The following is a 25,880-nucleotide window of genomic DNA, read 5'->3' as shown; positions in this document are numbered from 1 at the left end:
ACTCACAAACTGCTACCAATGGAATACGTTTACGCCGCACTCATCCTGAACGAATCGGGCGAAGAGATCAACGAAGACAACCTCACCAACGTGCTCGACGCCGCCGGCGTCGACGTCGAGGAATCCCGCGTCAAGGCGCTCGTCGCCGCGCTGGAGGACGTCGACATCGACGAGGCCGTCGAACAGGCCGCGGCCGTCCCCGCGGGCGGTGCCGCTGCGGGCGGCGCGGCCGCCGAGGGTGGCGCTGCCGAGGAAGGCGGCGAAGAGGAAGCCGAAGAGGAAGAGGCCGCCGAGGAAGAAGAAGAAGACGAGGACGACGAGGCCAGCGGCGAGGGCCTCGGCGAACTCTTCGGTTAAATCCGCACTCCACTCGAGTCGATTTTCTTTCGGACGCAAGTCGGTCAGCGACGGCTACGGCGTGACTCGATTCGGGGAGTCGTCTGGCGAACGCCGGAAGTCAGACACGAACTATCCGACGGAGACGAAAAGTATCGATTCCGCAGTACGCGAACATGGCCGGTCCAGTCCGTCTCGCGCGTTCGAACGGCCCCGACGGTTTCGGTGACCTCGACGGTTTCGGTGGCCTCTCAACCCCCGGTCGCAGCGGTGGTGCGCGCGGCGGTCGTCGTGGCCGTTCCGGCGCCGGTCGTCGTGGCGGTGCCGGTGGTTCCGCCCGGCGGTCGGATGATTCCCTGGCCGTCTCTACGGGCGTCGACGACGTAGGTGGTCTGCTGTCCGCCGGTTGCGTTCACCTGCACCTCGTAGACGAGGTCGCCGTCTCTGGAGTTCAGGTTGACCTGTGTGACCGTCCCGTCGACGTTCGACTGGTTCTGGACGAGCTGAACCGCCTCGCTCGCGTTGTAGTACGAGCTCAGGTTGAGCGGTTCGTCGGGGACGTTGTCCTGTCCGAAGATGCCTTGCAGGAATCCCTCGGTCTGCTGGGTCTGGACGACCGACCCGTTCGTCGCGTTGACTTGGGCCTCGATGTGCGTCCCGTTGTCCAGGAGCACGTCGACGGTGTACACGAGAGAACCGCCGTCACCCAGGAGACCGCCGTCCTGCTGTCCGAGCGACCCACCGACCGGAGTTCCGTTCGTCGCGTTCGCCGCGGCGTTCAACGCCGCCGTTATCGGAACCGTCCGGTTCACTTGACCCGCCTGCGTCGTCGTGGTCGCCTGTCCCGCTTGCGTGGTCTGGGTCCCCTGCGTCGTCTGGTTCGTCGTCCCGTCTTGGATAGCCGCCGAGTCGTCAGACCCGACTACGGAGTGTCTATCGCCGGAGGCGGTCGCTGCAACACCGAACACCGCGCCGCCGGCGAAGCTGACCGCCACGATTCCCCCCAGTACGAGAGCCAGTACTTGTTGTTGTGTCATCATTTCCCCCACAACGACCACAGTTCAAGTCAGCAAAGCCGTTGTGGCCGGTCGAAACGACCGTTTCCGAGGACGCGACCGACTCGCCGCCGTTCGGGCGTTCGGCGCGCACCAGACCGCCTCACTCGACCGACTCGCGCACGCGCCCATCGTCGCGGGTGACGACCTCGGTTTCGGTGAACTCGAAGCGCGCGCCGCCCGCCTCGCTCTCGGTCACTTCGCAGTTCCAGTCGTAGGTTTCGACGAGTCGGGCGACGAAGGTGAGGCCGAGGCCGATACCCCTCGCCTCCGTCGTGTAGCCCGCGTCGAACACCCGACCGCGCTGGTCGGCCGGAATCCCCTGCCCGTCGTCGGCCACGTAGAACCCGGTCGGCAGGCGACCGATTCTGACTGTCACGCCGGAACCGCCGTGCTCCACGGCGTTCCGGAAGACGTTCTCCAGCAGGTGCCGGAGGTGGACCGGGTCGGTGTGGACCACCGGCTTCGACTCGACGACGAGGGTCGCCGACTCGGGGGCGACCTCGTCCCACGCCTCGGCGGCGATGTCGGCGAGGGCGCTCGCCTCCCGTTCGACGTGGGCGTCTGCGTTCCGGGCGGTGATGAGCAGGACGTCGATCATCTCCTCGATGCGCGAGAGCGCGGTCTCGACCTCCTCGGCCGCCTCCTCGTCGCCGTCGGCGGCGAACTGGAGGTATATCTGGGCGATGGAGAGCGGATTCCGGAGTTCGTGGGCGAGCATGCCGGCGAACGATTCGAGGCGTTCGTTCTGGCGCTGGAGTTTCCGCTCGTGGCGTTCGGCCTCCCGTGCGCGGCTGACGGCCCTCGCCTCGTTCGTCCCGATGGCGAGGCCGCCGAGCGCGCCGATGGCCGACGCGAGCGTGGCCGACCAGAACAGTTGGCTGACGTCCACGTCGGGATGGGCGACGAGCAGTCCGACGACCGCCAGCAGCGACGCGAACCCGCCGAAACACCAGCCGACGATTCGGGGGTAGACGTCGGGGTCGAGTCCGGACCGGGGGAGTCTGTAACCGCCGTACAGTATCGCCGCACCCGGCACGGCGACGAGGACGAAGTTGATCAGCACGCCGATGGGGGACCGGCCGGCGGCGACGGCGAACGCCGCCCGTCCGACCGCGGACGCCAAGAGCGCCCCGCCGAGCGCGAGTATCGCGCGTGCCCCTCCGTTCGTGGGGAGCGGACGCGACCACCGAACCATATCGAGAGCCGACGTGCTCGAAAGTAGTATACGATTCGGATTGCCACCACGCCGCACGGTCGGCGCGGGCGGTCGCCGGTCGCCGGCTGCGACAGCATCGCGGTCCGCAGACCGACGACTCGTGCCGAACGTTTAAGTCCGAAACCGGGACCAAACCGGGTCGATGGAGGCGCTCGGTGTGCGAGTCGCGTTCGAACCCGCGGCGTCAGCGACGGCGCTCGCGTTCGTCCTCGGCGGCGTGGCCCTCGGCGCGCTCAGCGGACTCACCCCCGGCCTCCACGTCAACAACCTGGCGTTGCTGCTGGCGGCCGCCGCACCCGCGGTGCCCGGCCCGCCCCGGTTCGTCGGCGCGGCGATGCTCGCCGCTGGCGTCGTCCACTCGTTTCTGGACGTGGTGCCGTCGCTCGCGCTCGGCGTCCCCGACCCGGCGATGGCCGCGGCCGCGCTCCCCGGCCACCGACTCGTCCTCGCCGGGCGCGGCCGGGAGGCGGTTCGACTCTCGGCGCTCGGAAGCGGACTCGCGGTCTGTTTCGCCGTCCCGCTGGCGGTGCCGGTTACCCGCGCGATGACGACCGCCTACCCCGTCCTGCGCGCCCACCTCCCGCTCGTCCTCGGCGGCGTGGTGGCTTTCCTCCTGCTCACGGAGGGGACGTGCCGGAGCGCCCTCGGTGGCGCGGCCGGATTCCTGGGAAGCGCAGCGCTCGGCCACGCGACGCTGGACCTGACCCCGGTCGCGCCGCTCGACGCGGGCGGGATGCTCACCCCGCTGTTCGCCGGCCTGTTCGGCGCGCCCGTTCTCATCGAAGCGCTCGGCGGTGCGGGCGTTCCGCGCCAGGACGACCCGACGATAGCGTCGCACCCCCGCACCGTCGCGGTTACCGCCTTCGCCGGCGCGCTCGCCGGAGCGGTCGTGGGCTACCTGCCGGGCGTCTCGGGCGCCATCGCGGCGGTACTCGCGCTCGTCCTCGTGCCGAGCGACACCGACACGCGGGGCTTCGTCGTCGCGACGAGCGGCGTCAACACCGCCAACACCGTCTTCGCGCTGTTCGCGCTCGCGACGCTGGGAACGCCCCGGACCGGCGTGATGGTCGCATTGCAGGAAGCGGGCGCACCCGTGGCCCTCCCGCTGTTGCTCGCCAGCACCGCGCTCGCCGGCGTGGCGGGGTTCCTGCTCGTGGTCGGCGTCGGCGACCGCTACCTCCGGACCGTCGGGGCGCTGGACAACCGACGGCTGTCGGTCGGCGTCCTCTGTCTGTTGGTCGGAGTAAGCTGGCTGTTCGCCGGGGTCGTCGGCGTCGCCGTCTTCGGCGTCGCGGCGCTGGTCGGCCTCGTCCCCGCGCAGTTCGGCGCGCGCCGCGTCCACCTGATGGGGGTGTTACTCGGACCGCTGATAGTCGGCGCGTGAGCCACCGGCGGCGTCCCGCTCGTCGCCCTCCAGGATTCGCCTCGTCCGGCGGTGGCGCTCGCGGAACATCGGTTCGAAGCCGAGCCACCCGAGCGGTCCGAGTGACCCGCCGACCACCGGGAGTTCGTACTCCACGCGGTCTCTGACGACGGTTTCGTCGGTGGAGACGGCGTAGAACTGGTGGGAATGTCGCCACGTCGGAAACGGACCGTCGACCATCGCGTCCTCCAGGACGGCCGACCCGTCGCCCTCCTCGCGGCGGGTGATTCGCGACACCCACCGTTGGCGGGGACCGACGCCGAACGGTCGGAGGGAGAGTCGAACTTCGGCTCCGACCTCCAACGTTTCGGGGTCGGCTTCCCCCGCGGGACCGCGCACCGCCTCGACGCGCAGGTTCAGCCACGCGGGCGTGACCGCCTCTAGGCCCTCGATTCGGGCGTGGAACGCCACCACGTCGTCGAGCGGCGCGCGGACTCGCGTCTCGCGCTGGTACGTCGGCATCGACCGAAGGTTCGGCTTCCAGCGGGTCAATCCTTGCGGTGGCCCGACCCCGGCGGCGCGCCGCCGGGGTCGGGCCGGAGTCGAAACCGCGTCACTCGCGGGTCAGCAGGACGAATAGGCTCGCCAGTATCGCGCCGACGCCGACCGGGATGGCGATGGCGTACGCGCCCCGGAGGTAGCCGTACGCGGCGACCGCAGCGAGCGCGACCGCCAGGACCAGCAGCGGCGACGCGCCGGTTCGGAGTCGCCGGACGAACGCGCTCGTCCTCATCGCTCGGTCGCCATCGGGTCGGTCGCGTCGGTCGTGTCGACCGCCCGTTCGGAGAACGTCAGCGACTCGCCGGTGTCCGGGTCGAAGTAGTGGAGCTTCGACCGGTCGAACTCCACGCCGATCTCCTCGCCGACGCTCACGTCCACGTCAGGTTCGACCGAGGCGTTCAGCGAGCGGTCCTCGCCCAGCGTGAGTTCGAGGACGGTCTTCTCGCCCTGGGGTTCGACCACCTCGACGGTCGCGGGATACCCCGTCCGTGCGACCGAGACGTTCTCGGGCCGGACGCCGAGGGTGAGCGACTCGCCGATGTGACCCTCGACCGCCGAGCGGTGGGCCTCCGGGACGTCGTGTTCGAAGGTGCCGTAGTCGATGACGAGGCCGGATTCGCCTCGCCGCAACTTGCCTTCGAGGAAGTTCATCGAGGGACTGCCGAGGAAGTCGGCGACGAACATGTTCCGGGGATTCGCGTAGACGAACGTGGGCGGGCCGACCTGCTGTATCTCCCCGGCGTCCATCACCGCGATCTGGTCGGCCAGCGTCATCGCCTCGATCTGGTCGTGCGTGACGTACACCGTCGTAGTGTCGAGTTCGTCGTGGAGTTTGTTGAGTTCGGCGCGCATCTGGACACGAAGTTTGGCGTCCAGATTGCTCAGCGGTTCGTCCATCAGGAACACGTCGGGGTCCCGGACGATGGCGCGGCCGAGCGCGACCCGCTGTTGTTGACCGCCCGAGAGTTCCGAGGGTCGCCGGTCGAGCAACTCCTCTATCTGGAGGAGTTCGGCCGCGTCGGCCACCCGCTCCTCGATGACGTCCTCGTCGGTGCCTTGCTGTTCGAGGCCGAAGCGCATGTTCTCCTCGACCGTCTTGTGGGGGTACAGTGCATAGTTCTGGAACACCATCGCGATGTTGCGCTCGTACGCCCGCCGGTCGTTGACCACCTCGTCGCCGATCGAGATGGTGCCGTCGGTCGCGCGTTCGAGCCCCGCCACCAGTCGCAGGGTGGTGGTCTTGCCACAGCCCGACGGTCCGACCAGCACCGTGAAGCTCTCGTCGGGGATGTCGAGCGAGACGTGGTCGACCGCGACCACGTCCTCGAACTCCTTGACCAGATCGTCGAGCCTTACTTGCGCCATCGCCCGTACCTCCGTCGGCGGTGAATCGTTTCGTTCGTCATTCCTTGACAGCTCCTTGAGTGAGTCCGCTGACGATGTAGCGCTGGAAGAACAGGCCGAACAGGATGCCCGGCAGCGCCGCGATCATCCCGCCGGCCGCCAGGTGGGCCCAGTCGACGAAGTCGTCGGCCACGAACAGCGACACCGCGATCGGTAACGTCTGGGCCTGCTCGGAGGACGTGAGCACGAGCGCGAACACGAACTCGTTCCACGAGAAGATGAACGCCAGGATGGCGGTGGCGGCAATGCCGGGCTTGGCGACCGGGAGGATGACCTTCACGAACCCCTCCCACTGCGAACAGCCGTCGACCTGGGCCTGCTCGTCGAGGCTCTCGGGCACGCCGTCGAAGTAGTTCTTCATTATCCACACCGCGAACGGGAGGTTGAAGAACGTGTACGTCAGGATCAGTGCGATCTTCGTGTCGTACAGACTCCCGGTCAGCCAGCCGATGAGCGGCGGGTTGCTCATGATCGAGAAGAACGGCACGATGAGCGCGATGGGCGGAATCATCCGCGCGCCGACGATCGAGAGCAACAGCGCCTTGTTCCCCAGGAAGTCGTGGCGGGAGAACGTGTAGCCGGTCACGGTCCCGAGGGTGACGCAGATGAGCGTCGTGACGCTCGCGACCACCAGGCTGTTGAACGTGTACAGTTCGAACGGCCGGTTGGCGAAGATGTCGACGTAGTTGCTCGCCGTGATCTGCTGCGGGATGAAGTTGATCGGGAGCGAGAGCACCTCCGACGCCGGCTGGATGCTCGTGATGAGGATGTAGTAGATCGGGAACCACACCACGAACACGTACACCCCCAGCAAGCCGTAGGCCACCAGGCGCTCGCGGACCACGCTCGGCCACTCGTTGTCGGTGTCGAGGCCGAACCCGTCGACGATTCGGTCGAAGTAGGACGTTTCGGTGCTCATGTTGCGTAGGGGGTTTCGCCGAATACCTTGTACAGCACCGCGACGATGGCGAACGTCACCGCCAGCAGCACCACGCCGAGCGCGGCGCCCTCGCCGGGTCGGCCGAACACCATCGCGGTTCGATACAGCCAGGAGGCCCACACCTCGGTCGCTTTACCCGGTCCGCCCTGGGTCATGACCCAGACGAGGTCGAGCGCGCGGATATCGAAGATGATGCGGATGGTCAGCGCGACCAGAATCGACGGTTTCAGGAACGGGTACGTGACGTTCCGGAACCGCGACCATCGGCTCGCACCGTCGACCTCGGCGGCGTCGTACAACTGCTCGGGCACGTTCTGCAGGCCCGCCAGCAGGATGATGATGATGAACGGCGTGAACACCCACACGTCGGCGATGATGAGCGCCATCATCGCGAGCGTCCCGTCCGAGAGGAACGCGATCTTGCTCTCTATCAGCCCCGACTGGGCGAGCACGCCGTTTATCGCACCGTACTGGGCCTGGAACATCCAGCGCCACATCAGCCCGCTCATCACGTACGGCAGAATCCACGGCACGATCACCGCGGTTCTGAGCCACCCCCGACCCGCGAGGTCCTTGTTCAGCAGGAGCGCGACGCCGAGGCCGAGCAGGAACGAGATGGTGACGCTGAACCCGACGTAGACGATGGTGTTCCACGTGAAGTTCACGAACGTCGGATTCACCACGCCGAGCCAGCCCCCGGCGTCGCCCACCAGCAGGTCCTTGAAGTTCCGGAGGCCGACGAACTCCCTGGCGCCCGTGATGGGGTTGGTCCAGAACAGGCTGGACCAGAACAGCTGAGCCGTCGGGTAGACGATGATGCCGGCTATCCACAGCAGCGTCGGCCCGACCGTCAGCGGGACGAACAGCCGGTCGAGCGTTCGGCGCAACGAATCCGTCGAGGTGGACATGGACGCTCAGTTTAGAGGATGCCGAGGTTCTTGTAGAGCTGGCGGATGTTCTGCGCGGCGGTCTGGAGCGCCTGCTTCGGCGGCTTCTTGCCCAGGAGCGCCGGCGTAATCTGGTTCGAGAGGTAGTTGTCGACCTGCGGCTGGGCCCGGTAGGTTTCGCTCTTGGCGTGTTGCAGGTTGTACTTCTGGACGTCAAGCCACTTCTGCGGGAACTGGTTTTTGACCTCGGACATCTCGTAGACGTCCGGCACCGGCGCGGGGTTGCCCTCGGTGAGCATGTCGGTCTTCAGCGACTGAGTGGTCGACATGAACTGGGCGAACCGCTTGGCGGCCTGCTGGTTCTTCGAGAACTTCGAAACCCCGATGCCGTTGGTGTCCTGGAACGTCGCGCGGCTCTGGGGTCCCTTCGGCGGCTTGGCGACGCCGAGGCGCTGCTGACTCCAGTCCTTCGACTCCCACGCGCGGCTCGCCAGCGGCGTCCACGATTCGACGGTCGCCACGCTCCCGCCGATGAAGGCGTCGCCGACCGGCCCCTCGCCCATCGTCGAGATGCCGTCGGGGACGACGTTCTGCTTGCGGAGCGGCAACAGCAGGTTGTTGAACACGTCGACGCCCTTGTTGACGAACGTCGGTTCGTTCTGCTCGTTGAACAGCTGGCCGCCGGCCTGATAGAGGAACTGCTTGAACGTGAACACGTCCTTGTTCGCCCACGTGAACGCGAACCCAGACTGGTTGCCTGTGCTCAGCTTCTTGCCCTTCTGGATGATCTCGTCCCAGTTCTGCGGCGGTTGCTGGATGTTGTTCTGCTGGAGCGCCTGCCTGTCGTACAGGAAGGTTCCCCACTTGCCCAGTTGCGGGGCCATGTACGCCTTCCCGTCGAACTGGATGAGTTCCTGCAGGTTCTGCGGATACTTCGAAACGTGGTTCTTCGGCAGGTCGAGCGGCACGATCCAGTCGGCCGCAACGAAGTCGGCGAGCCACCAGGTCGGGCCGTTGAACGCGTCGACCTTGCTCCCCTGGTTGCGCCACTGGGTGATGAGCGTCGTCTTGAGGTTCGACCACGGCACCTCGTTGACGTTGACCGTGATACCGGTCTGATCTTCGAACCGCTGGATGTTCTTCTCTGTCCCGGGGTCGTACTGTAGGCTCCCGGCGTTGTAGAACGTGATGGACTTGTTCTGTGCCAGCGCGGACGCGCTACCCGCGACGCCGGCCACACCCGCTGCTCCTGTCGCTTTCAAAAAGCTTCTGCGTGTCTCTTGCATGGATTCCCCAACCCGCAACCGGATACGAGGTCATCGTTGTTAATGCCCACGGCCAGTGTCAACATCTGGCACGTAAGATTAGCATCGACGCCGCGAGGTGAGAGGAAGATAACGTACGTTAGTTATGGTTTCGTGCTAACTAATCTGTCGTCCAGCCACCAGAACACCCCGACCGGGTGCCACGTTTCGACGGCAAATACTGACTGTCACATCGAACGTTTATATCCCCGTCCCCACGTGCATTCGTACATGGTTTCGGAGCGCGCGACCAGGACGACCCCGTTCACCGCGATGGACGTGCTCGAACGGGCCAACCGCATGGACGACGTGGTACACCTCGAAGTGGGCGAACCCGACTTCGAGACGCCGACAGCGGTCACTGAGGCGGCAATCGCGGCGCTCCGAGCAGGCGAGACGAGCTACACCTCCTCGAAGGGCAAGCCCGAACTCCGGGACGCCATCTCGGCGTACTACGACCGCCAGTACGGCGTCGACGTGCCGCCCGAGCGCATCATCGTGACCTCCGGTTCGTCGCCCGCGCTCTGGCTCGCGTTCAGCGTGCTGGTCGACCCCGGCGACGAGGTGGTGCTGACCGACCCCTACTACGCCTGTTACCCGAACTTCGTCCGGCAGGCCGACGGCACCGTTTCCACCGTGTCGCTGTCGGCCGACGAGGGGTTCCGGCCGAGCGTCGACGCCTTCGCCCGGACCGTCGACGCCGACACCGAGGCACTGCTGCTCAACTCGCCGTCGAACCCGACCGGCGCGGTGTACGACGGCAAGACGCTCGAACGACTCGTCGACCTGGCCGACGCCGCCGACGCGACGGTCGTCTCCGACGAGGTCTACCACGGCCTGACCTACGAGGGCGAGGACCACTCCGTGCTGGAGTACACCGACGACGCGTTCGTGCTCGACGGCTTCTCCAAGCGGTTCGCCATGACCGGATGGCGACTCGGCTGGATGGTCACGCCGCCGGAGTACGCCGAGTACGTCAACCGCATCGCCCAGAACACGCTCATCTGCGCGCCGAACTTCGTCCAGTCCGGCGGCGTGGCCGCCCTGGAGGAAGCCACGGACACGCTGGACGACGTGCGCGACACGTACCGCGAGCGCCGGGACTACCTGGTCGACGCGGTCGAGGACTGGGGGATGAGCATGGGCTACACGCCCGGCGGCGCGTACTACCTGCTCATCGACGTGAGCGAACTGCCCGGAGACGCCTTCGACGCCGCCGACTTCTTCCTGGAGGAGGCGGGCGTGGCGATGACCCCCGGTCCGGACTTCGGGTCGAACGCCCGCGACTGCCTGCGGGTGTCGTACGCGAACAGCGCCGAACAACTGGAGAAGGCCTCCGAGCGGATTCAGCAGGCGCTCGAATCGGTCGAACTGTCGGCCGCCGACTGAGTCGAGGGCCGTCGTTTCGGCCGCGACACTCGACGCCCGTCCGGCGAACGAGAGGCCGAGGCGGTCAGAAGGTGACCTTCCGGTCGTTCTCGCAAGTCAGATAGTTGCAGGTTACCGACAGCCCCGACGGTTCGTTTTCCTCGGCGATGTCGATGATGCTGTGTCTCACGTCGCGCTGGAGCAGAAATAGGATGCTCCGGTCGACCGCGTCGAGCGAACCGTTCTACATAGAGACGCTTCGAGGCGGACGCCAACGAGGTTCTCGCGGCGACGGAGTGAGAAGGGCGACGGTGTCGACTACTTCAGTCGTTCCTGGAGGAACGAGGGGTGGGCGGCGGTCACGCCGTCGATTTCGAGAATCTTCTCGCTGATGACCTCGCCGACCGCGTCGCCGTCGGCCGCCCGGACCTCCGCCATCAGCATGTGGTCGCCGCTGGAGGTGTAGAGCGTCTCTATCTCGTCGAGGGCCTTGAGGCCGCGGGTCGCCTCGACGTACTCCTCGCTGGTCACGTCGATGCCGACGAGCGCGATGCTCTGGCTCGAGAGCTTCTTCGGGTCGATTTCGGCGGAGTAGCCCACGATGACCCCCTCGTCTTCGAGCTTCTCGATGTACTTTCGGACCGTGGGCTTCGAGACGTTCGCCCGGTCGGCGATCTCGGCGTACGATGCTTGGGCGTCCTCCTCGAGGACCGAAAGTATCCTATCCTCGGTCGACTGGGCGCTCATTACCGAACTATTTCGGTTACACGAAAAAATACCTTCCGAATCGGTAAACGCTTTGTTCGCTGATGCAACGAAGTCGGAGAGCCCCGCGTTCGCGGCTCTCGGGACCTCTCCGGCGCTCTCACGGCGCCGGTCGACGAGCGCGTCCCGGCGGGCGGACACCGCCCGGCGTTCACCCGGTTCGCCCTTCCGTAACCGGTCCGGCCGTCCGCGACCGACCCGGCCGTCGCCTTTTCGGAGCCGCGCGTCCTCGTCTCCGCCATGAGTCGTAACAAGTCGCGGCGACGGTTCCTGTGCGGCGCACTCACGGTCGGAGCCACGGCCCTCGCGGGGTGCGGGATGCCGGGCGGTGGCGGCGAGGGCGGCGAAGGCGGAGAAGGCGGAGAAGGCGGTGAGGGTGGAGGAGGCGAAGGTGGGGAGGGCGGAGAAGGTGGCGAAGGCGGAGGAGGAGGCGAGGGTGGAGAAGGTGGAGGAGGCGAAGGCGGAGAAGGTGGCGACGACAGGAGCGCCGCGCCGCTCGGTCCCGACGGAAATTGAGGACAGTCGGCCGAAGGGCGGCGCTTTGCGCCGCCCTCCGGCCATCCGGTTTCTTCGTGCGCGTCGCTACGCACAACTGCGACGGATGAATCTCCGCGCAAAATGGGACGGCCGCACCGCCGTCGACGACGGCGATGCGGCCGGAAAACGAGCGTGGCCGAAACCGACGGACCGCGGACCGATTACTTGTGGCGTTCGAGCAGGTCGTAGCTACGCTCCCACTCGTAGTCCTCGTCGAAGTACCGCTCGGCCAGCGGTTCCTCGGGCATGTCGCCGGACTGCTGCTTCTCCTGCTGGTAGGACGGGCGCTCGTCGTCGACGTAGAACCGACCCGTGAGGACGGTGCCCTCGTAGAGGGCGTCCTCGGCCTCGTACATCATCTCGGCCGCCTCGCGGCGGTCGTGGATGTCGAAGTCGTAGTCGTCGCTGTCCTGGACGTCGATGTAGGGCACGTACTGCTTGGCGTCCTTGTTCCACGTCGGACACTGGGTCAGGAAGTCGACGTGCGCGAAGCCGTCGTGCTCCATCGCCTCCGCGAGGATCTCCTTGGCCTGGTTCGGGTTGACCGCGGCCGTGCGAGCGACGTAAGTCGCGCCGGAGGTCAGGCCGAGCGAGAGCGGTCGAATCGGGCTCTTGGCGCTCCCATGGGGCTGGGTCTTCGACTTGTGACCCTTGGGGCTGGTCGGGGAGGTCTGTCCCTTCGTCAGCCCGAAGATCTCGTTGTCGAAGACGATGTAGGTCATGTCGTGGTTCTCGCGGGCGGTGTGCATGAAGTGGTTCCCGCCGATGCCGTAGCCGTCGCCGTCGCCGCCGGCCGCGATGACCTCGAGGCCGGGGTTGGCGAGCTTGGCGGCGCGAGCCACGGGCAGCGCGCGCCCGTGGATGGAGTGGAAACCGTAGCTCTTGAAGTAGCTCGAGAGCTTCCCCGAACAGCCGATGCCCGTGACCAGCAGGGTCTCTTCGGGCGTGCGCCCGACCTCGGGCATCGCCTGCTTCAGCGCCTTCAGGACGCCGAAGTCACCGCAGCCGGGACACCAGGTCGCCTGGGGTTCGATGGCCGGAGTGAACTCGTCTCTGTCGATGTCTCGCTCCTCGCCGATTGCGTTGAATGCACTCATGGTTAGTCACCCGTCGCGGATTCGATGCGGACGTTGTAGTCGCTCACGTCGGCGTTCCCTTCGAGGTGAGTCTGGAAGCCGGAGACGACTTCGGACGGCTCGAACGGGTTGCCGTCGTACTTGAGCAGGCTGTACAGCTTCTCGCCGAAGCGGCCGAGCTGGCCCTGGATGTGCCGGCGGAACTGCGCGGTCGCGTTCATCTCGACGACCAGCGCCTCGTCGACGCCTTCGAGGAACTCGGTCACGTCGGCCTTGGCGAACGGCATGATGTCGCTGACGTTCATCGCCTTCACCGAGTGGCCCTCCTCGTTGAGGATGTCGACGGCCTCCTCGACGACGCCCTTCGTCGAACCGAAGCTGAGGATGCCGTAGTCGGCGTCCTCCGGACCGTAGACCGGCTGGTGGTCGGTGGTCTCGTCGAGCTCCTCGCGGATGGAGTCGAGCTTGGCCATCCGACGCTCCATCTGGAGGACGCGGTTCGTCGGGTCCTCGCTGATGTGGCCGACCTCGTTGTGCTCGTTGCCGGACGCGAGGTAGTTACCGCCCTTCTGGCCGGGCAGCGACCGCGGGCTGACGCCCTCCCGGTCGCCCTCGGCGTCGTACATGTACCGCTTGAATCGGCCGGCCTCGTGGGCGGCCTCCTCGAGGTCCTGCTCGGTGACGATGCTGCCGAGGTCCGGGTTCGGCTCCTCGTCGAAGACGGCCTCCGGAATTGTCTGGTGGCCGCCCGAGAGCTTCTGGTCGTACAGGACGATGGACGGAATCTGGTAGTTGTAGGCGATCTCGAACGCCTTGCGGGTCTGTTCGTAACACTCCGCGGGGTCGCCCGGCGCGAACACCACGCGGTTGGAGTCGCCCTGGCTCGTGTACAGGACGTGTTCGAGGTCGCCCTGCTCGGGCTTGGTCGGCATCCCGGTCGAACCGCCGGCGCGCATCGACTCGACGAGCACGATGGGCGTCTCGGTCATCTCGGCGAGGCCGAGCGGTTCGGACATCAGCGCGAACCCGCCGCCCGAGGACCCAGACATCGCCTTCGCGCCCGCGTGGCTCGCGCCGATGGCGAGCGACGCGGCGGCGATCTCGTCCTCGACCTGCTCGGAGATGCCGCCCATGTCCGGCAGGTGCTGGGTCATGATGGTGAACACGTCGGTCCACGGGGTCATCGGGTAGCCCGCGATGAACCGACAGCCCTCGTCGAGCGCGCCGTACGAGATGCCGTGCGAACCGGAGACGAGGACCTGCTCCTCGTCGTGGTCGCCGGTCGGGGCGCGCAGGTCGTGGGTGTGGTCGTAGTCGTTCTTCACTGACTCGTAGGCCTCCTCGAGGATCTGGAGGTTCGCTTCGAGCACGTCGCCGCTCATCGCGTCCTCCATCAACTCCTCGATGTACTGGAGGTCCATGTCCAGCAGGGCGGCGGTCGCGCCGACGCCCGCGGTGTTCCGCATGACCTCCCGACCGTGTTCCTTCGCCAGCCCACGAAGGTCGAGGTCGTAGACGTGCCAGTCGTTCTCCTCGACGCGCTCGTCGAAGTTCTCGATCTCGTCGGTGTCGAGCAGGCCGGCGTCGTAGACGATGACCCCGCCTTCGCGGAGTTCGTCGAGGTTCTCCGACAGCGGCTTGATCTCCTCGTTGCCGTAGTAAGCTTCCTCCTGGGGGTTCCGGGCGAAACTGTCGCCCAGCGCCAGCAGGAAGTTGTAGTTGTCCCCGCGCGACTTTACGGGCTTATCGCTGGCCCGAATTTCCACGTACGTGTGGCCGCCTCGGATGCGCGACGGGTAGTGACGATGCGTGAAGACGTTCAGCCCCGACCGCATCAGGGCCTTCGCGAAGTTCTGGCTCGTCGAGTCGATTCCGTCGCCGGAACCGCCCGCGATTCGCCAGATGAGTTCGTCGTCAGTCATATTCGTAGCTCACGGCCGTTAGGCCCAGTGGTTCGAAATTGGTGGGGGAGTCAGTAAAGCCTTTGCTATAGATTAACAAGGAATGTTCATGACAGACACCGGGAAACGGCGGAATTCTTGAAGATTAACTGTGGCAATGAGCAGATAATCTGCCACCCAACGATAGATTGTAAGAAAGGGGTTGGTCGTCACATCGGAATAACGTGACTGTCAACTCTATGTAAGAAAATCAAAATAGACACCGTATATATCAAGCAAAAAGCTACTATTCCCATAAGGGTGCCCTGCACAATCTCCTTTTCTTCTAGTTTTGCTTCAACAAGTGGTGTTAGAAGAATAACAAAGAAGGCTATCACCCAATTGAAGAAGAGGAATGATTTCCAGTACCAACCAAAAATAGCGTAGTATCCTTGGGGAGGACTTCGGGCTAAGAGGTGAACAGCTACAGTTAGTATAGCCAATGAAAAGGACCCTATGAGAATAGAGGGTTCTTTTCTCCAGATACCTTTAATCTCCCAATCTTTGGTTGGATTGATGCTGAAAAACGCCCCGAAAGAGCGAGAAATCTCACTAAAGCCTAAATGGAAAAGTGCCAGTGCCAGTAACATCCCCACTAGCTTATTCATCGGGAAGTTCAGAAGATTCACGATAGCGTGCTCAATGCCTGTACTAAGATATGTATAAAGAACCATCGTAGCGTAGGCCGACGCTAGCGGAGCAGTGTCCGGTGAGAGAAGTCCTTCCGAATACCGTTTCTTTTCGTAGACCCGGGCATATCCGATGATGAAAATCATAACCAAGAAGGACTTCCCAAGAAGTTCTGTAGCTTCCGTATATTTTGAGACAGGGACAAGGATTGTAACAGCTAAAGATACTGTACAGAGAATAATTCCAGCAAATCCAATTTCCGTTAGGAATTGCTTTTCACCGTGATTTTCGACTAATTCACCAAAAGCACGAATTGCTATCCAAAGCGCAACTAACCCAAATATTGCGAGACTTGCTGTGATACCGATTCTTTTTAGCAATTGGCTTGATCCCGGGAAGTTGTCAATAAGGAACACAGATACGGTCCCAAATATCCCCATCACTGCAAATTAAGAATAGTAATCATCTATGAATTTTCCAATCCCTTCCTCTTCCTTTCCGGACATATGAGGAATGGACTACAGTCCATCTACTTATGGTTTCTTAAAATTGAACTAAATCCTCAAGAATAGATGACGAGACGGTAGAGATGATTACGACTCCCTCGTCCGGAGGATTTCGCGCATGTTGACGTAGATGTCCCGAGGCGTCGTCTCCTCGTCAGGGTCGTAGAGGTCGCTCACGCGGTAGAGCATCGCGGCGACCTGCTCGCTCTCTGAACCCTCACCGCGGCCTCGCACGTCCTCGGCGATCTCTCGCAGCGTCTTCGCGCGTTCCATGTCCGGTCCGTAGGTGCCTTCGTCGTGCGACATGGTTACTGTTGCATTCGGCGCTTGACAATGCCGACGTTGTTGGCGACGTTCTCGGTCAGCACGCGGAACGCGTCGCCGGTGTCGCTGTCCTCGTCCAGTACGATGGGCTTGCCCTCGTCGCCGCCGGTTCGGACCGAGGGGTCGATGGGGACCGACCCGAGGAACGGCATGTCGTTCTGCTCGGCGAAGCGCGCACCGCCGCCGTGGCCGAAGATGTCGTGTTCCGAACCGCAGTCCGGGCATTTGAAGGTGGCCATGTTCTCGGCGATGCCGAGGACGTTGGTATCGTGGCGGCCGAACATCCGTAGCCCCTTGCGGGCGTCGTCGATGGCAACTTCCTGGGGCGTCGTAACGACGACGGCGCCGGTGACCGGAACGCTCTGGAGGAGCGTGAGTTGAGCGTCACCGGTGCCCGGCGGCAGGTCGACGACCATATAGTCGAGGTGGCCCCACTCGACGTCCTCCCAAAGTTGGGTGAGCACCTTGTGGACCATCGGACCCCGCCAGATGACGGGGTCGTCCTCGCCGACGAGGAACGCCATGCTCATGAGCTTCACGCCGAACTTCTCGGGCGGAATCATCGTCTCGTCCTTCGTCGCCTTGGGAACCTCGTCGGCGTCGACCATCCGGGGGACGTTCGGGCCGTACACGTCGGCGTCGAAGAGTCCGACGCGGGCACCGAGTTGCGAGAGTCCCGCCGCGATGTTGACCGCGACGGTCGACTTGCCGACGCCGCCCTTCCCGGAGGCGACGGCGATGATGTTCTTGACGTTCGGCAGTACTTCGTCCTCCGTCGACCGGTCGGAGGGGATTCGCGCCGAGAGGTTCGCCTCGATGCCGTTGTCGCCGAGCACCTCGCGGACGCGGTCGGCGATTTGGGTTTCGTGTGGCGAGTACGGCGCGCCGAGTGCGAGCGAAACGTCGGCGGTATCGCCCTCGACCGAGATGTCGTTGACGAGGTTCAGCGAGACGATGTCCTCGCCGAGGTCGGGGTCCTCGACTTCCCGTAACAGGTCTCGTACCGCGGATTCGTCCATGTCTTCGGATACGGCCCGAGGCGGCGATAAGCCTTGTGAACGGGAAACGAGTCGGTAACTGGCGGCGGTTACCCGAGTCCTTCGAAGCGGCCGGCGGCCCGAGGCGTCGGGGTCGAACGCGGCCCCCACATCGGGGGCGCGGGGTCGTGGCGTAACCGAATTCGGTTTCGCGCGAGTCGTTCGCGACCGCGATTTTAAGGGCACCCGCGCGAAACCCACGAATTATGCTGGAGGATGAGTTCGGGCGCGAAGTCTCGGGGGTTCGGATTTCGCTCACCGACCGGTGTAACTTCGACTGCGTGTACTGCCACAACGAGGGACTGGGGGACACGCGCGGTCCGATGGACCCTCAGGACGACGAGATGACCGCCGACGAGGTCGTCCGGTTCCTGGAGGTCGCCCGCGAGTTCGACGTCGAGAAGGTGAAGTTCACCGGCGGCGAACCGATGCTCCGGGGCGACTTGGAGGAGATCATCCGGCGCACCCCCGACGAGATGGAGGTGTCGCTGACCACGAACGGGACTTTCCTGCCCGGTCGCGCCGAGGACCTCGTGGACGCCGGACTCGAGCGAGTCAACGTTTCCCAGGACGCCTTGGACCCGGAAGCGTTCGCGGAGGTCACCAAGAGCGGCGCGTACGATAGGGTGATGGAGGGCGTCGAGGCCGCTCTCGACGCGGGACTCGACCCGGTGAAGCTCAACATGGTCGTCTTCGAGAAGACCGCCGGGTACGTCCCCCAGATGGTCGACCACGTCGCCGACAACGACGGACTCCAACTCCAACTCATCGAGTACATGCCCGAACTGACCGGCAAGCCCGAGTGGAACATCGACATCCAGCGCGTCCACGATTGGCTGGAGGAGCAGGCAAACCGCGTGGAGATTCGGGAGATGCATGGCCGGCGGCGCTACTGGGTCGGCGACGAGGGCTCGGAGGGGATGGTCGAAATCGTCGACCCGGTGGAGAACGCGAACTTCTGCGCGAACTGCCATCGCGTGCGCGTCACGCACGAGGGATATCTCAAGGGATGTCTGAATCGCAACGACGACCTCCGGTCGATGGGCGAGATGACGAAGGACGAGATTCGCGAGGCGTTCCGCGAGACGGTCGAAAACCGGGTCCCGTACTACGGCGAGTACATGGTGAAGGGCGAGGACGGCGAGTGGGAGATCAACGACGATTACGTGAATCCGGACGAAGACTACGCGGAGGTATGACGCATCTTTCGCGGGTCGCCTGACCCACGTTTTCTCGAATCGGCGGACTCAGCTTCGCTTCGACCGGGCCGTGAGCGGACGGCCCGCACGCTTAACCGGTCGCTAGCCGAACTGTACCGGCGTGAACCAAGTGGTCGAGAATCTCGAAGCGGTGGAAGTCGACGACAGGCTCCGGGTCGCGCTCGAAGACGGAACGGAGTTCGAGGGTCGGGCAAGTCCGGTCGATTACGACCCTGAGGACTCCCTGCGCATCGAGGTCCGACCGCAGGGGGAGAACGACCGATACGAACTCAGGGCGACGTACGACGAGGGGTGGAGCGACGTGACGGTGCGCCACGTCGTGGCGGACGCCCCGGACGCGCAGTGGGAGGACGTCGGGACCGTCCGGAGCGTCGAAATTCGAGGGTCCGGCGGCGAGATACAGGGGGAAACCGCGGGCGCCGAGGAAACGAGCCAGGAGATGGACGACGACCACGGCGGGTGAAGTTTGAGAAGGCTTCCGCGAACCGTCGACTTCCCGCGAGTCGGCCGGCGTGCGTCTTCCACAGTTGACCGACTCGCTCCCCCGGTTCGCCGTCGGTCGGCCCGCACGCTTATTCGAATCTGTGCCGAAGCATCGACGCTATGACCGACCTCGCCGAGATGCTCGGAGGGATGGACGTCAACGACTACGTTCGAGTGACGCTGACCGACGGGACGACGTTCGAGGGGCAGGCCGACCCCATCGACTACGACCCCGAGGAGTCGCTGCGACTAGAAATCCGACCCCCGGACAAACCGACTGAGCGCTACGAGATACGGAGCGAGTACGACGGCGGGTGGGACGAACTGGCGGTTCGGCGGGTCGCCGTCGACGAACCGAACGCCGACTGGGAGGAACTCGGTACCGTCGAGGATGCGACGGTCACCGACGAACCGGCGTAGGCGTCGTCTCGATTCGCCGCTTTCTCCCGCCTCGTCCTTGCTCGCGCGGTCCAGTGGCCGTGTCCGGGTTTCGTGACGTTTATATATCCGCCCCCGGTACGTTGAGTTGCGAACACCTGTAGGGGCGTCGGGTCCCGAGTCCGGAAGGGCGACAGTAAATGAAAGCAGTGTCGAGGTAGCCTAGTCTGGCCCACGGCGCAGGGTTGCTAACTCTGTGGCGTCAAGCCTCGAGGGTTCGAATCCCTCCCTCGACGCTTTCCAACACACAAAACATGAGCACGGAAGAACCACAGGAGGACGACGAGGACCTTCGATACTTCGTCCGCATCGGGCAAACCGACCTCGATGGGACGAAGTCCGTCGAACGGTCCCTCTCCGAGATGAACGGGATCGGCCGCCGAGCGGCGCGCCTCATCGCCGAAAAGGCGGGCGTCGACCGCACGGCGACGTTCGGTCGGCTCGACGACGACGTCATCGACGACGTCGTCGAGGCCGTCGAGAACTTCGCCGAGGAGGTCCCCGATTGGCTCGCGAACCACCGCAACGACTACTTCACCGGTGAAACCACCCATGAGACGGGCAACGACCTGCAGATGACCCGTCGGCAGGACATCAACCGGATGAAGATGATCAACTCCTACAAGGGCGTCCGCCACAAGCGCGGCCAGAAGGTCCGCGGGCAGCGAACCCGTTCGACCGGCCGCACGGAGGGCACCATCGGCGTCAACGTCGAGGAGATCAAAGAAGAACAGGCCGCCGAAGAGGCCGAAGAAGGTGGTGAGGAATAATGGCGCTCGGTAGCAACACCAAGTTCTACGAGACGCCGAACCACCCCTTCCAGGGCGAGCGCATCGCCGAGGAGTCCAGTCTGCTGGACCGCTACGGCCTCCAGAACAAAGAAGAGCTCTGGCGCGCCCAGTCCGAACTTCGCGGCTACCGCCGCGAAGCCCGGAATCTACTCGCCGAGCGAGCGCAGGGCGAGGAAGCCGAGGGCGAGGACCGGGAGTTCGTCGCGCGACTCAAGCGCATCGGCGTGCTCGACGACGGCGACGAACTCGACGACGTCCTGCTGCTGGACGTCACCGACGTGCTGGAGCGCCGTCTCCAGACGGTCGCCTACCGCAAAGGCCTGGGCCACACGCCGAATCAGGCCCGCCAGTTCGTCGTCCACGGCCACGTCACAGTCGACGGTCAGCGCGTCCAGGCGCCCTCGTACAAGGTCGAGGTCGCCGAGCAGGACAGCGTCGCCTTCGACGAGAACAGCCCGCTGGCGGACGAACTGCACCCGGAACGAGCGGAGGGTAACGAATGAGCGAAACGCAAGACGACAAGTGGGGCGTCGCCCACGTACACGCATCGTTCAACAACACCATCATCACGGTCACCGACCTGACCGGCGCCGAGACCATCGCGAAGTCCTCCGGCGGGACCGTCGTCAAGCAGAACCGCGACGAGTCCTCGCCGTACGCGGCCATGCAGATGGCCGAGACGGTCGCCGAGGAGGTCAAGGCCGCCGGAATCGAGGGCGTCCACGTTCGCGTGCGAGGCCCCGGCGGGAACCTCCAGCAGAACCCGGGCCCGGGTGCGCAGGCGACGATTCGCGCGCTCGCCCGCGCCGGTCTGGAGATCGGTCGCATCGAAGACGTGACCCCCATCCCGCACGACGGCACCCGCGCTCCGAAGGGTAAGGGCGGATTCTAACACACAATGACCGAACAGTTCGAAGTTGAGTTCATCGAACGCGGGGACCGGGAGTCCCGGTTCCTCGTCCGGGGTGCCACCCCGGCGTTCGCCAACGGCATCCGCCGGGCGATGGTCGCCGACGTGCCGACGCTGTCGATCGACACCGTCCGGTTCGTCGAAAACTCGTCGGTGATGTTCGACGAGCAAATCGGCCTTCGTCTCGGCCTCGTGCCGCTGACGACGCCGCTGGGCGAGTTCGAGGAGGGCGACACGGTGACCCTGAGCCTCGACGTGAAGGGGCCGGGGACCGCCTATTCGGGCGACCTCGTCAGTTCCGACGAGATGGTCCGGCCCGCCGACGACAACGTCCCCATCATCGACCTGAAGGACGACCAGCGCCTCGAACTCGAGGCCGACGCCGTCCTCTCGTCGGGGAAGGACCACGCCAAACACCAGGGCGGCGTGGCCGTCGGCTACCGGCACCTCCAGCGCGTGGAGGTCGTCGGCGACCGCGACGAGTACGACGAGGAGGAGACGAACATCCTCCGCGGGGTCATCGAGGAGGACGGCGAACTGATTCCGACGTCCGAGTTCGACCACGACCTCACCAACCGGTACCCCGACAAGGAACTCGAGGTCCACGACGTGCCGAACGCGTTCGTGTTCCACGTCGAGTCCGACGGGTCGCTGTCGGTCGACGAACTCGTCACCGCGGCCGTCGACACCATCGCCGACCGCGCGAACGAACTCGAAGAAGCGGTACAGCTGTAGATAACCATGCAGGGCTCTTCCGACCACGTTTCGGCGACGCTCGCCCCCCGCCGAGAGCGAAGCGGTCGCTTCTCGGCGAAAGCGCGAGACGCGAGTCAGACCGAAAGTGGTTTGAAGGGCCACCGGCTACACACTGATGCCCGCAGAAGGGCGCACGTGTGTTCTACGTGCAGGGATAGCCAAGTCTGGCCAACGGCGCAGCGTTCAGGGCGCTGTCTCGTAGGAGTCCGCAGGTTCAAATCCTGCTCCCTGCACTGCAATTCCATTCTTACCAGGAGCAAGTACTATGAGTAAGACGAATCCGAGGCTCAGCAGTCTCATCGCTGACCTGAAGTCGGAGTCCCGCGGTTCGGACGCCGACGTGTGGAGCACAGTCGCTGACCGCCTCGAGAAACCTCGCAGCACGCACGCGGAGGTCAACCTCGGCCGCATCGAGCGCTACGCCGAGGAGGACGAAACCGTCATCGTGCCCGGCAAGGTTCTCGGGAGCGGCGTCCTGCAGAAGAACGTCACCGTCGCCGCCGTCGACTTCTCGTCGACCGCGGAGACGAAGATTCAGCAGGCCGACGGCGAGGTGCTCCGACTGGAACAGGCACTCGAACAGAACCCAGACGGCTCGAACGTGCGGGTGATTCGATGAGTTTGGCAGAATTCGACGCAGACGTCGTAGTCGACGCCCGCGACTGTATCCTCGGTCGCGTGGCGAGCAACGTCGCCCAGCTCGCGCTCGACGGCGAGCGCGTCGCGGTGATCAACGCCGAGGAGGCCATCATCACCGGCGGCGAGGACGACATCATGAGCAAGTTCGGCAAGCGCGCCGAGATCGGCTCGGACCGCGGCCCCTACTACCCCAAGCGCCCCGACCGCATCTTCAAGCGGTCCATCCGCGGCATGCTCCCCTACAAGGAGACGCAGGGCCGCGAGGCGTTCGAGAACGTCCGCGTCTACGTCGGCAACCCCTTCGACGAGGACGGCGAAGTCCTCGAGGGCACGTCGCTGGACCGGCTTTCGAACATCCGCTTCGTCCAACTGGGCGAAGTCAGCGCGGAACTGGGTGCTAACGTCACATGGTAACCAACACGAGCGGCAAGAAGAAGACGGCCATCGCCCGCGCCACCGTCAAGGAGGGCGAGGGCCGCGTGCGAATCAACTCCCAGCCAGTCGAGCTGGTCGAACCGGAGATGGCCCGTCTGAAGATGCTCGAACCGTTCCGCATCGCGGGCGACGAGCAGCGAGACGGCGTTGACGTCGAAATCTCCGTCGAGGGCGGCGGCATCAGCGGTCAGGCCGACGCGGTCCGGACCGCCATCGCGCGGGGACTCGTCCAGCACACCAACGACGCCGAACTCCGCGACGCGTTCATCGAGTTCGACCGCTCGCTGCTGGTCAACGACTCCCGGCGCTCGGAACCCAAGAAGTGGGGCGGCCCCGGCGCTCGCGCGCGATACCAGAAGTCCTACCGTTAACAACTATGACAGGAAACCCGCAGTTCGGCACGGAGGTGAACTGACCCCATGATGGTACCAGTCCGCTGTTTCACGTGCGGTAAAGTCGTCGGGGAGTACTGGGAAGAGTACAAGGCGCGCGCCGCGACCCAGAACGGCGACGAGGACCCCGAAGCGGTCCTCGACGAACTGGGCGTAAAACGGCAGTGCTGTCGCCGGATGCTCGTCTCGCACAAGGACCTCGTGGACATCGTCTCCCCCTACCAGTGATGGCTCGACAACGCTACTCCCGGTACGAGAAGGCACGCATCATCGGGGCGCGGGCCCTGCAAGTGTCGTACGGCGCGCCCGTGCTGGTCGAAACCGACCAGACACAGCCAATCCTCATCGCGGCCGAGGAGTACGACGCCGACGTGCTGCCGTTCACCGTGCGACGAGGGGACCGATGACGCTCATCGAGGACGTCCGACTCCGCCAGATACTCGACTCCCGGGGCAACCGGACGGTCGAGGCCGACGTGATAACGGAGAGCGGCGGTTTCGGCCGGGCGGCCGCGCCGAGCGGCGCCTCGACCGGCGAGTACGAGGCCATCGAACTCGACCCGAACGAGGCCATCGCCTCGGCCCGGGAACACGCCGTGCCGCGACTCGAAGGCCAGGTCTTCGTCGGCGACCAGCGCGACGTCGACCGGACGCTTCGCGCGGCCGACGGCACCGACGACTTCTCGGAGATCGGCGCCAACAGCGCGGTCGCCATCAGCATGGCCGCTGCGAAGGCCGCCGCGGACGTGCTCGGTGCCCCGCTGTACCAGCACCTCGGCGGCGCGTTCCGGGGCGACACGTTCCCGACGCCGCTAGGTAACGTCATCGGCGGCGGCGAGCACGCCGCCGACGCGACGGCGATTCAGGAGTTCCTCGCCGCGCCCATCGGCGCGCCGAGCGTCCAGGAAGCCGTCTTCGCCAACGCGGCGGTCCACCAGAAGGTCCACGACCTGCTGGACGACCGCGACATCGCCGCAGGCAAGGGCGACGAGGGCGCGTGGGCGCCCTCCATCGACGACGCAGAAGCGTTCGAACTGATGGAGGAGGCCACCGACGCCGTCTCCGACGAGTTCGGCTTCGAGATTCGGTTCGGCCTCGACGTGGCCGGCGCCGAACTGTACGACGCCGACGACGAGGAGTACGTCTACCGCGAGACGACTCGCGACACCGACGAGCAAGTCGAGTACATCGCCGACCTCGTCGACGAGTACGACCTCGTCTACGTCGAGGATCCGCTCGACGAGGACGACTACGAGGGCTTCGCCGACCTCACCGAGAAGGTCGGCGACCGGACGCTGATCTGCGGCGACGACCTGTTCGTCACCAACGTCGAACGTCTGGAGACGGGCATCGAGCAGGATGCCGGTAACTCCATCCTGGTCAAGCCCAACCAGATCGGCACGCTCAGCGACGCCTTCGACGCGGTCGAACTCGCCGTCGAGAACGGCTACGAACCAGTCATCTCCCACCGGAGCGGGGAGACCGAGGACACCACCATCGCACACCTCGCCGTGGCGACCGACGCGCCGTACATCAAGACGGGCGCGGTCGGCGGCGAGCGAACCGCCAAGCTGAACGAGCTCGTTCGAATCGAGCAGAACGTTTCACGATTATGAGCGAAAACGACCAAGAACAAGTAGAAGACGAAGGCCTCGATGCCGCAGAATCGGACATCGACCCCGAACCCACGGGCGAGTCCGGTGCGGAACCGTCGGTCGACCCCGACGAGGACGTTGCGGCTGAGGCCGACGACGCGGAGACGACCGAAACCGACGCCGAGGACGCCGAGTCCGAGGCCGAGGCCGAACCCGAGGAGGACGCGGGTCCGAACCTCGACGAGGACGTGATGGAGAACCAGGAGGAGGCCGACCTCCTCATCCCCGTCGAGGACTACCTCGGCGCCGGGGTCCACATCGGTACCCAGCAGAAGACCCAGGACATGGAGCGGTTCATCCACCGCGTGCGCACCGACGGTCTGTACGTCCTCGACGTGTCCAAGACCGACCAGCGCATCCGCACGGCCGCGGACTTCCTGTCGAACTACAGCCCCGAGCAGATTCTGGTCACCTCCTCGCGCCAGTACGGTCGGTTCCCGGCCGAGAAGTTCGCCGACGCCGTGGGCGCTCGCGCCCGCACGGGTCGGTTCATCCCGGGCACGCTGACTAACCCCAAGTACGACGGCTACATCGAACCGGACGTCGTGGTCGTCACCGACCCCATCGGCGACGCCCAGGCCGTCAAGGAGGCCATCACGGTCGGCATCCCGGTCATCGCGATGTGCGACTCCAACAACAACACCAGCAACGTCGACCTCGTCGTCCCGACGAACAACAAGGGTCGCAAGGCGCTGTCGGTTGTCTACTGGCTGCTGGCTAACGAAACGCTCGACCGCCGCGGCGCCGAGCCGACCTACTCGCTCGACGACTTCGAGAGCGAGATTTAAGCGGATTTTCGCGTTTCGAGTCGTTTTAGCGGCGGTTTTCTCGTGATTCGCTCGTTTCGGAGAGCCGTGGGTATCCGCCGCGGTTCGATGCACGTCACGACCGAGACGCTGCTCAACTCATG

32 protein-coding genes and 2 tRNA genes are annotated in these 25,880 nt (G+C 65.0%); 20 read left to right on the top strand and 14 right to left on the bottom strand.

All coding sequences use genetic code 11. The features are described from left to right. The first annotated feature begins 18 nt into the window (after positions 1-18). Positions 19-357: a 50S ribosomal protein P1 gene (gene rpl12p / locus NGM07_RS00825; RefSeq protein ID WP_253515223.1), complete on the top strand. Its 339-nt coding sequence runs from the start codon at positions 19-21 to the stop codon at positions 355-357. A 230-nt stretch (positions 358-587) separates the two neighbouring features. On the opposite strand, the gene NGM07_RS00820 is transcribed toward rpl12p, so the two are convergent. Beyond that, the gene (locus tag NGM07_RS00820) at positions 588-1,376 is read right to left on the bottom strand and encodes a PepSY domain-containing protein (RefSeq protein WP_253515221.1); all 789 of its coding nucleotides are present in this window, start codon (positions 1,374-1,376) and stop codon (positions 588-590) included. A gap of 118 nt (positions 1,377-1,494) precedes the next feature. After that, entirely contained in the window at positions 1,495-2,589 is a 1,095-nt protein-coding gene (locus tag NGM07_RS00815; protein ID WP_253515219.1) for an ATP-binding protein, read from the bottom strand. A gap of 163 nt (positions 2,590-2,752) precedes the next feature. Here NGM07_RS00815 and NGM07_RS00810 point away from each other — a divergent pair, with 163 nt between their 5' ends. Continuing rightward, positions 2,753-3,994, top strand: a complete 1,242-nt coding sequence (locus tag NGM07_RS00810; protein WP_253515217.1) for a tripartite tricarboxylate transporter permease — start codon at positions 2,753-2,755, stop codon at positions 3,992-3,994. On the opposite strand, the gene NGM07_RS00805 is transcribed toward NGM07_RS00810, so the two are convergent. The 6 genes from NGM07_RS00805 to NGM07_RS00780 all read right to left on the bottom strand — a co-directional run bounded on the left by NGM07_RS00805 (position 3,965) and on the right by NGM07_RS00780 (position 9,051). After that, a complete protein-coding gene (locus NGM07_RS00805) occupies positions 3,965-4,495 on the bottom strand; it encodes an SRPBCC family protein (RefSeq protein WP_253515215.1) in 531 nt (176 codons plus the stop codon). The genes NGM07_RS00810 and NGM07_RS00805 overlap by 30 nt on opposite strands. Positions 4,496-4,586: 91 nt before the next feature. Beyond that, a complete protein-coding gene (locus tag NGM07_RS00800; RefSeq protein ID WP_253515213.1) occupies positions 4,587-4,766 on the bottom strand; it encodes a hypothetical protein in 180 nt (59 codons plus the stop codon). Further along, positions 4,763-5,899, bottom strand: coding sequence for an ABC transporter ATP-binding protein (locus NGM07_RS00795; RefSeq protein WP_253515211.1), 1,137 nt, complete (start codon positions 5,897-5,899; stop codon positions 4,763-4,765). Before NGM07_RS00795 ends, NGM07_RS00800 begins: the two co-directional genes overlap by 4 nt. A gap of 37 nt (positions 5,900-5,936) precedes the next feature. Then, positions 5,937-6,857, bottom strand: a complete 921-nt coding sequence (locus tag NGM07_RS00790) for a carbohydrate ABC transporter permease (RefSeq protein WP_253515209.1) — start codon at positions 6,855-6,857, stop codon at positions 5,937-5,939. Next, the gene (locus tag NGM07_RS00785; RefSeq protein ID WP_253515207.1) at positions 6,854-7,786 is read right to left on the bottom strand and encodes a carbohydrate ABC transporter permease; all 933 of its coding nucleotides are present in this window, start codon (positions 7,784-7,786) and stop codon (positions 6,854-6,856) included. Before NGM07_RS00785 ends, NGM07_RS00790 begins: the two co-directional genes overlap by 4 nt. An 11-nt stretch (positions 7,787-7,797) precedes the next feature. After that, entirely contained in the window at positions 7,798-9,051 is a 1,254-nt protein-coding gene (locus NGM07_RS00780) for an extracellular solute-binding protein (protein ID WP_253515205.1), read from the bottom strand. A gap of 249 nt (positions 9,052-9,300) precedes the next feature. On the opposite strand from NGM07_RS00780, the gene NGM07_RS00775 reads away from it, so the two are divergent. Continuing rightward, a complete protein-coding gene (locus NGM07_RS00775; protein WP_253515203.1) occupies positions 9,301-10,458 on the top strand; it encodes a pyridoxal phosphate-dependent aminotransferase in 1,158 nt (385 codons plus the stop codon). Between the two features lie 297 nt (positions 10,459-10,755). On the opposite strand, the gene lrpA1 is transcribed toward NGM07_RS00775, so the two are convergent. Then, positions 10,756-11,184: an HTH-type transcriptional regulator LrpA1 gene (lrpA1, locus tag NGM07_RS00770; RefSeq protein ID WP_253515201.1), complete on the bottom strand. Its 429-nt coding sequence runs from the start codon at positions 11,182-11,184 to the stop codon at positions 10,756-10,758. A 258-nt stretch (positions 11,185-11,442) separates the two neighbouring features. Here lrpA1 and NGM07_RS00765 point away from each other — a divergent pair, with 258 nt between their 5' ends. Then, the gene (locus tag NGM07_RS00765) at positions 11,443-11,718 is read left to right on the top strand and encodes a hypothetical protein (RefSeq protein ID WP_253515199.1); all 276 of its coding nucleotides are present in this window, start codon (positions 11,443-11,445) and stop codon (positions 11,716-11,718) included. Between the two features lie 182 nt (positions 11,719-11,900). On the opposite strand, the gene NGM07_RS00760 is transcribed toward NGM07_RS00765, so the two are convergent. The 5 genes from NGM07_RS00760 to NGM07_RS00740 form a co-directional block, all read right to left on the bottom strand. Further along, positions 11,901-12,836 (bottom strand): thiamine pyrophosphate-dependent enzyme, encoded by a 936-nt coding sequence (locus tag NGM07_RS00760; RefSeq protein WP_253515197.1) that lies wholly within the window; start codon positions 12,834-12,836, stop codon positions 11,901-11,903. Positions 12,837-12,838: 2 nt separating this feature from the next. Next, positions 12,839-14,737 (bottom strand): 2-oxoacid:acceptor oxidoreductase subunit alpha, encoded by a 1,899-nt coding sequence (locus NGM07_RS00755; RefSeq protein WP_253515195.1) that lies wholly within the window; start codon positions 14,735-14,737, stop codon positions 12,839-12,841. 188 nt (positions 14,738-14,925) lie between these two features. Then, complete coding sequence (locus tag NGM07_RS00750; protein ID WP_253515193.1) at positions 14,926-15,828, bottom strand: hypothetical protein; 903 nt, start codon at positions 15,826-15,828, stop codon at positions 14,926-14,928. Between the two features lie 150 nt (positions 15,829-15,978). Next, complete coding sequence (locus tag NGM07_RS00745) at positions 15,979-16,197, bottom strand: DUF7976 family protein (RefSeq protein ID WP_253515191.1); 219 nt, start codon at positions 16,195-16,197, stop codon at positions 15,979-15,981. Between the two features lie 2 nt (positions 16,198-16,199). Then, positions 16,200-17,234, bottom strand: a complete 1,035-nt coding sequence (locus NGM07_RS00740; RefSeq protein ID WP_253515189.1) for an Mrp/NBP35 family ATP-binding protein — start codon at positions 17,232-17,234, stop codon at positions 16,200-16,202. Between the two features lie 224 nt (positions 17,235-17,458). Between NGM07_RS00740 and moaA the strand changes: the two genes are divergently transcribed. The 16 genes from moaA to rpsB all read left to right on the top strand — a co-directional run bounded on the left by moaA (position 17,459) and on the right by rpsB (position 25,758). Further along, positions 17,459-18,451, top strand: coding sequence for a GTP 3',8-cyclase MoaA (moaA, locus tag NGM07_RS00735; protein WP_253515188.1), 993 nt, complete (start codon positions 17,459-17,461; stop codon positions 18,449-18,451). Positions 18,452-18,572: 121 nt separating this feature from the next. Beyond that, on the top strand, positions 18,573-18,935 hold the full coding sequence (locus NGM07_RS00730) for a hypothetical protein (protein WP_253515187.1): 363 nt from the start codon (positions 18,573-18,575) through the stop codon (positions 18,933-18,935). Between the two features lie 140 nt (positions 18,936-19,075). Further along, positions 19,076-19,375, top strand: coding sequence for a hypothetical protein (locus NGM07_RS00725; protein WP_253515185.1), 300 nt, complete (start codon positions 19,076-19,078; stop codon positions 19,373-19,375). A 169-nt stretch (positions 19,376-19,544) separates the two neighbouring features. Beyond that, positions 19,545-19,629 (top strand) — tRNA-Ser (locus tag NGM07_RS00720). An 18-nt stretch (positions 19,630-19,647) separates the two neighbouring features. Next, positions 19,648-20,163: a 30S ribosomal protein S13 gene (locus NGM07_RS00715; RefSeq protein WP_253515183.1), complete on the top strand. Its 516-nt coding sequence runs from the start codon at positions 19,648-19,650 to the stop codon at positions 20,161-20,163. Further along, the gene (locus NGM07_RS00710) at positions 20,163-20,687 is read left to right on the top strand and encodes a 30S ribosomal protein S4 (protein WP_253515181.1); all 525 of its coding nucleotides are present in this window, start codon (positions 20,163-20,165) and stop codon (positions 20,685-20,687) included. Before NGM07_RS00715 ends, NGM07_RS00710 begins: the two co-directional genes overlap by 1 nt. Continuing rightward, entirely contained in the window at positions 20,684-21,076 is a 393-nt protein-coding gene (locus NGM07_RS00705; protein WP_253515179.1) for a 30S ribosomal protein S11, read from the top strand. Before NGM07_RS00710 ends, NGM07_RS00705 begins: the two co-directional genes overlap by 4 nt. Before the next feature lie 6 nt (positions 21,077-21,082). Then, positions 21,083-21,829, top strand: coding sequence for a DNA-directed RNA polymerase subunit D (locus tag NGM07_RS00700; RefSeq protein WP_253515172.1), 747 nt, complete (start codon positions 21,083-21,085; stop codon positions 21,827-21,829). 169 nt (positions 21,830-21,998) lie between these two features. Continuing rightward, positions 21,999-22,083, top strand: a tRNA-Leu gene (locus NGM07_RS00695). Between the two features lie 32 nt (positions 22,084-22,115). Beyond that, complete coding sequence (locus NGM07_RS00690; RefSeq protein WP_253515170.1) at positions 22,116-22,469, top strand: 50S ribosomal protein L18e; 354 nt, start codon at positions 22,116-22,118, stop codon at positions 22,467-22,469. Further along, positions 22,466-22,903, top strand: coding sequence for a 50S ribosomal protein L13 (locus tag NGM07_RS00685; RefSeq protein ID WP_253515163.1), 438 nt, complete (start codon positions 22,466-22,468; stop codon positions 22,901-22,903). The genes NGM07_RS00690 and NGM07_RS00685 overlap by 4 nt, the downstream gene beginning before the upstream one ends. Further along, on the top strand, positions 22,897-23,295 hold the full coding sequence (locus tag NGM07_RS00680) for a 30S ribosomal protein S9 (RefSeq protein ID WP_253515162.1): 399 nt from the start codon (positions 22,897-22,899) through the stop codon (positions 23,293-23,295). Before NGM07_RS00685 ends, NGM07_RS00680 begins: the two co-directional genes overlap by 7 nt. A 48-nt stretch (positions 23,296-23,343) precedes the next feature. Then, the gene (locus NGM07_RS00675; protein ID WP_253515160.1) at positions 23,344-23,544 is read left to right on the top strand and encodes a DNA-directed RNA polymerase subunit N; all 201 of its coding nucleotides are present in this window, start codon (positions 23,344-23,346) and stop codon (positions 23,542-23,544) included. After that, the gene (locus NGM07_RS00670) at positions 23,544-23,723 is read left to right on the top strand and encodes a DNA-directed RNA polymerase subunit K (protein WP_253515158.1); all 180 of its coding nucleotides are present in this window, start codon (positions 23,544-23,546) and stop codon (positions 23,721-23,723) included. The genes NGM07_RS00675 and NGM07_RS00670 overlap by 1 nt, the downstream gene beginning before the upstream one ends. Continuing rightward, positions 23,720-24,931: a phosphopyruvate hydratase gene (gene eno, locus NGM07_RS00665; RefSeq protein WP_253515156.1), complete on the top strand. Its 1,212-nt coding sequence runs from the start codon at positions 23,720-23,722 to the stop codon at positions 24,929-24,931. The genes NGM07_RS00670 and eno overlap by 4 nt, the downstream gene beginning before the upstream one ends. Further along, positions 24,928-25,758, top strand: coding sequence for a 30S ribosomal protein S2 (gene rpsB, locus NGM07_RS00660; RefSeq protein ID WP_253515154.1), 831 nt, complete (start codon positions 24,928-24,930; stop codon positions 25,756-25,758). The genes eno and rpsB overlap by 4 nt, the downstream gene beginning before the upstream one ends. Positions 25,759-25,880 lie beyond the last annotated feature (122 nt).

The sequence above is a fragment of the Halorussus vallis genome, from assembly GCF_024138165.1.
GTDB classification, from domain to species: Archaea; Halobacteriota; Halobacteria; order Halobacteriales; family Haladaptataceae; genus Halorussus; species Halorussus vallis.
Note: the sequence above shows the minus strand (reverse complement) of the source record. Positions and strands in the feature narration are given on the sequence as shown.

What these genes read in the sequence shown, in the direction of transcription:
- NGM07_RS00765 (WP_253515199.1), top strand. Translation starts at nt 11,443, where the DNA reads ATGAGTCGTAACAAGTCGCGGCGACGGTTCCTGTGCGGCGCACTCACG.
- NGM07_RS00795 (WP_253515211.1), bottom strand. Translation starts at nt 5,899, where the DNA reads ATGGCGCAAGTAAGGCTCGACGATCTGGTCAAGGAGTTCGAGGACGTG.
- NGM07_RS00670 (WP_253515158.1), top strand. Translation starts at nt 23,544, where the DNA reads ATGGCTCGACAACGCTACTCCCGGTACGAGAAGGCACGCATCATCGGG.
- NGM07_RS00800 (WP_253515213.1), bottom strand. Translation starts at nt 4,766, where the DNA reads ATGAGGACGAGCGCGTTCGTCCGGCGACTCCGAACCGGCGCGTCGCCG.
- NGM07_RS00780 (WP_253515205.1), bottom strand. Translation starts at nt 9,051, where the DNA reads ATGCAAGAGACACGCAGAAGCTTTTTGAAAGCGACAGGAGCAGCGGGT.
- NGM07_RS00820 (WP_253515221.1), bottom strand. Translation starts at nt 1,376, where the DNA reads ATGATGACACAACAACAAGTACTGGCTCTCGTACTGGGGGGAATCGTG.
- NGM07_RS00685 (WP_253515163.1), top strand. Translation starts at nt 22,466, where the DNA reads ATGAGTTTGGCAGAATTCGACGCAGACGTCGTAGTCGACGCCCGCGAC.
- NGM07_RS00715 (WP_253515183.1), top strand. Translation starts at nt 19,648, where the DNA reads ATGAGCACGGAAGAACCACAGGAGGACGACGAGGACCTTCGATACTTC.
- NGM07_RS00740 (WP_253515189.1), bottom strand. Translation starts at nt 17,234, where the DNA reads ATGGACGAATCCGCGGTACGAGACCTGTTACGGGAAGTCGAGGACCCC.
- NGM07_RS00790 (WP_253515209.1), bottom strand. Translation starts at nt 6,857, where the DNA reads ATGAGCACCGAAACGTCCTACTTCGACCGAATCGTCGACGGGTTCGGC.
- NGM07_RS00760 (WP_253515197.1), bottom strand. Translation starts at nt 12,836, where the DNA reads ATGAGTGCATTCAACGCAATCGGCGAGGAGCGAGACATCGACAGAGAC.
- NGM07_RS00805 (WP_253515215.1), bottom strand. Translation starts at nt 4,495, where the DNA reads ATGCCGACGTACCAGCGCGAGACGCGAGTCCGCGCGCCGCTCGACGAC.
- NGM07_RS00690 (WP_253515170.1), top strand. Translation starts at nt 22,116, where the DNA reads ATGAGTAAGACGAATCCGAGGCTCAGCAGTCTCATCGCTGACCTGAAG.
- NGM07_RS00675 (WP_253515160.1), top strand. Translation starts at nt 23,344, where the DNA reads ATGATGGTACCAGTCCGCTGTTTCACGTGCGGTAAAGTCGTCGGGGAG.
- NGM07_RS00785 (WP_253515207.1), bottom strand. Translation starts at nt 7,786, where the DNA reads ATGTCCACCTCGACGGATTCGTTGCGCCGAACGCTCGACCGGCTGTTC.
- moaA (WP_253515188.1), top strand. Translation starts at nt 17,459, where the DNA reads ATGCTGGAGGATGAGTTCGGGCGCGAAGTCTCGGGGGTTCGGATTTCG.
- NGM07_RS00810 (WP_253515217.1), top strand. Translation starts at nt 2,753, where the DNA reads ATGGAGGCGCTCGGTGTGCGAGTCGCGTTCGAACCCGCGGCGTCAGCG.
- NGM07_RS00680 (WP_253515162.1), top strand. Translation starts at nt 22,897, where the DNA reads ATGGTAACCAACACGAGCGGCAAGAAGAAGACGGCCATCGCCCGCGCC.
- NGM07_RS00815 (WP_253515219.1), bottom strand. Translation starts at nt 2,589, where the DNA reads ATGGTTCGGTGGTCGCGTCCGCTCCCCACGAACGGAGGGGCACGCGCG.
- NGM07_RS00775 (WP_253515203.1), top strand. Translation starts at nt 9,301, where the DNA reads ATGGTTTCGGAGCGCGCGACCAGGACGACCCCGTTCACCGCGATGGAC.
- NGM07_RS00745 (WP_253515191.1), bottom strand. Translation starts at nt 16,197, where the DNA reads ATGTCGCACGACGAAGGCACCTACGGACCGGACATGGAACGCGCGAAG.
- NGM07_RS00755 (WP_253515195.1), bottom strand. Translation starts at nt 14,737, where the DNA reads ATGACTGACGACGAACTCATCTGGCGAATCGCGGGCGGTTCCGGCGAC.
- rpsB (WP_253515154.1), top strand. Translation starts at nt 24,928, where the DNA reads ATGAGCGAAAACGACCAAGAACAAGTAGAAGACGAAGGCCTCGATGCC.
- NGM07_RS00705 (WP_253515179.1), top strand. Translation starts at nt 20,684, where the DNA reads ATGAGCGAAACGCAAGACGACAAGTGGGGCGTCGCCCACGTACACGCA.
- lrpA1 (WP_253515201.1), bottom strand. Translation starts at nt 11,184, where the DNA reads ATGAGCGCCCAGTCGACCGAGGATAGGATACTTTCGGTCCTCGAGGAG.
- rpl12p (WP_253515223.1), top strand. Translation starts at nt 19, where the DNA reads ATGGAATACGTTTACGCCGCACTCATCCTGAACGAATCGGGCGAAGAG.
- NGM07_RS00725 (WP_253515185.1), top strand. Translation starts at nt 19,076, where the DNA reads ATGACCGACCTCGCCGAGATGCTCGGAGGGATGGACGTCAACGACTAC.
- NGM07_RS00710 (WP_253515181.1), top strand. Translation starts at nt 20,163, where the DNA reads ATGGCGCTCGGTAGCAACACCAAGTTCTACGAGACGCCGAACCACCCC.
- NGM07_RS00700 (WP_253515172.1), top strand. Translation starts at nt 21,083, where the DNA reads ATGACCGAACAGTTCGAAGTTGAGTTCATCGAACGCGGGGACCGGGAG.
- eno (WP_253515156.1), top strand. Translation starts at nt 23,720, where the DNA reads ATGACGCTCATCGAGGACGTCCGACTCCGCCAGATACTCGACTCCCGG.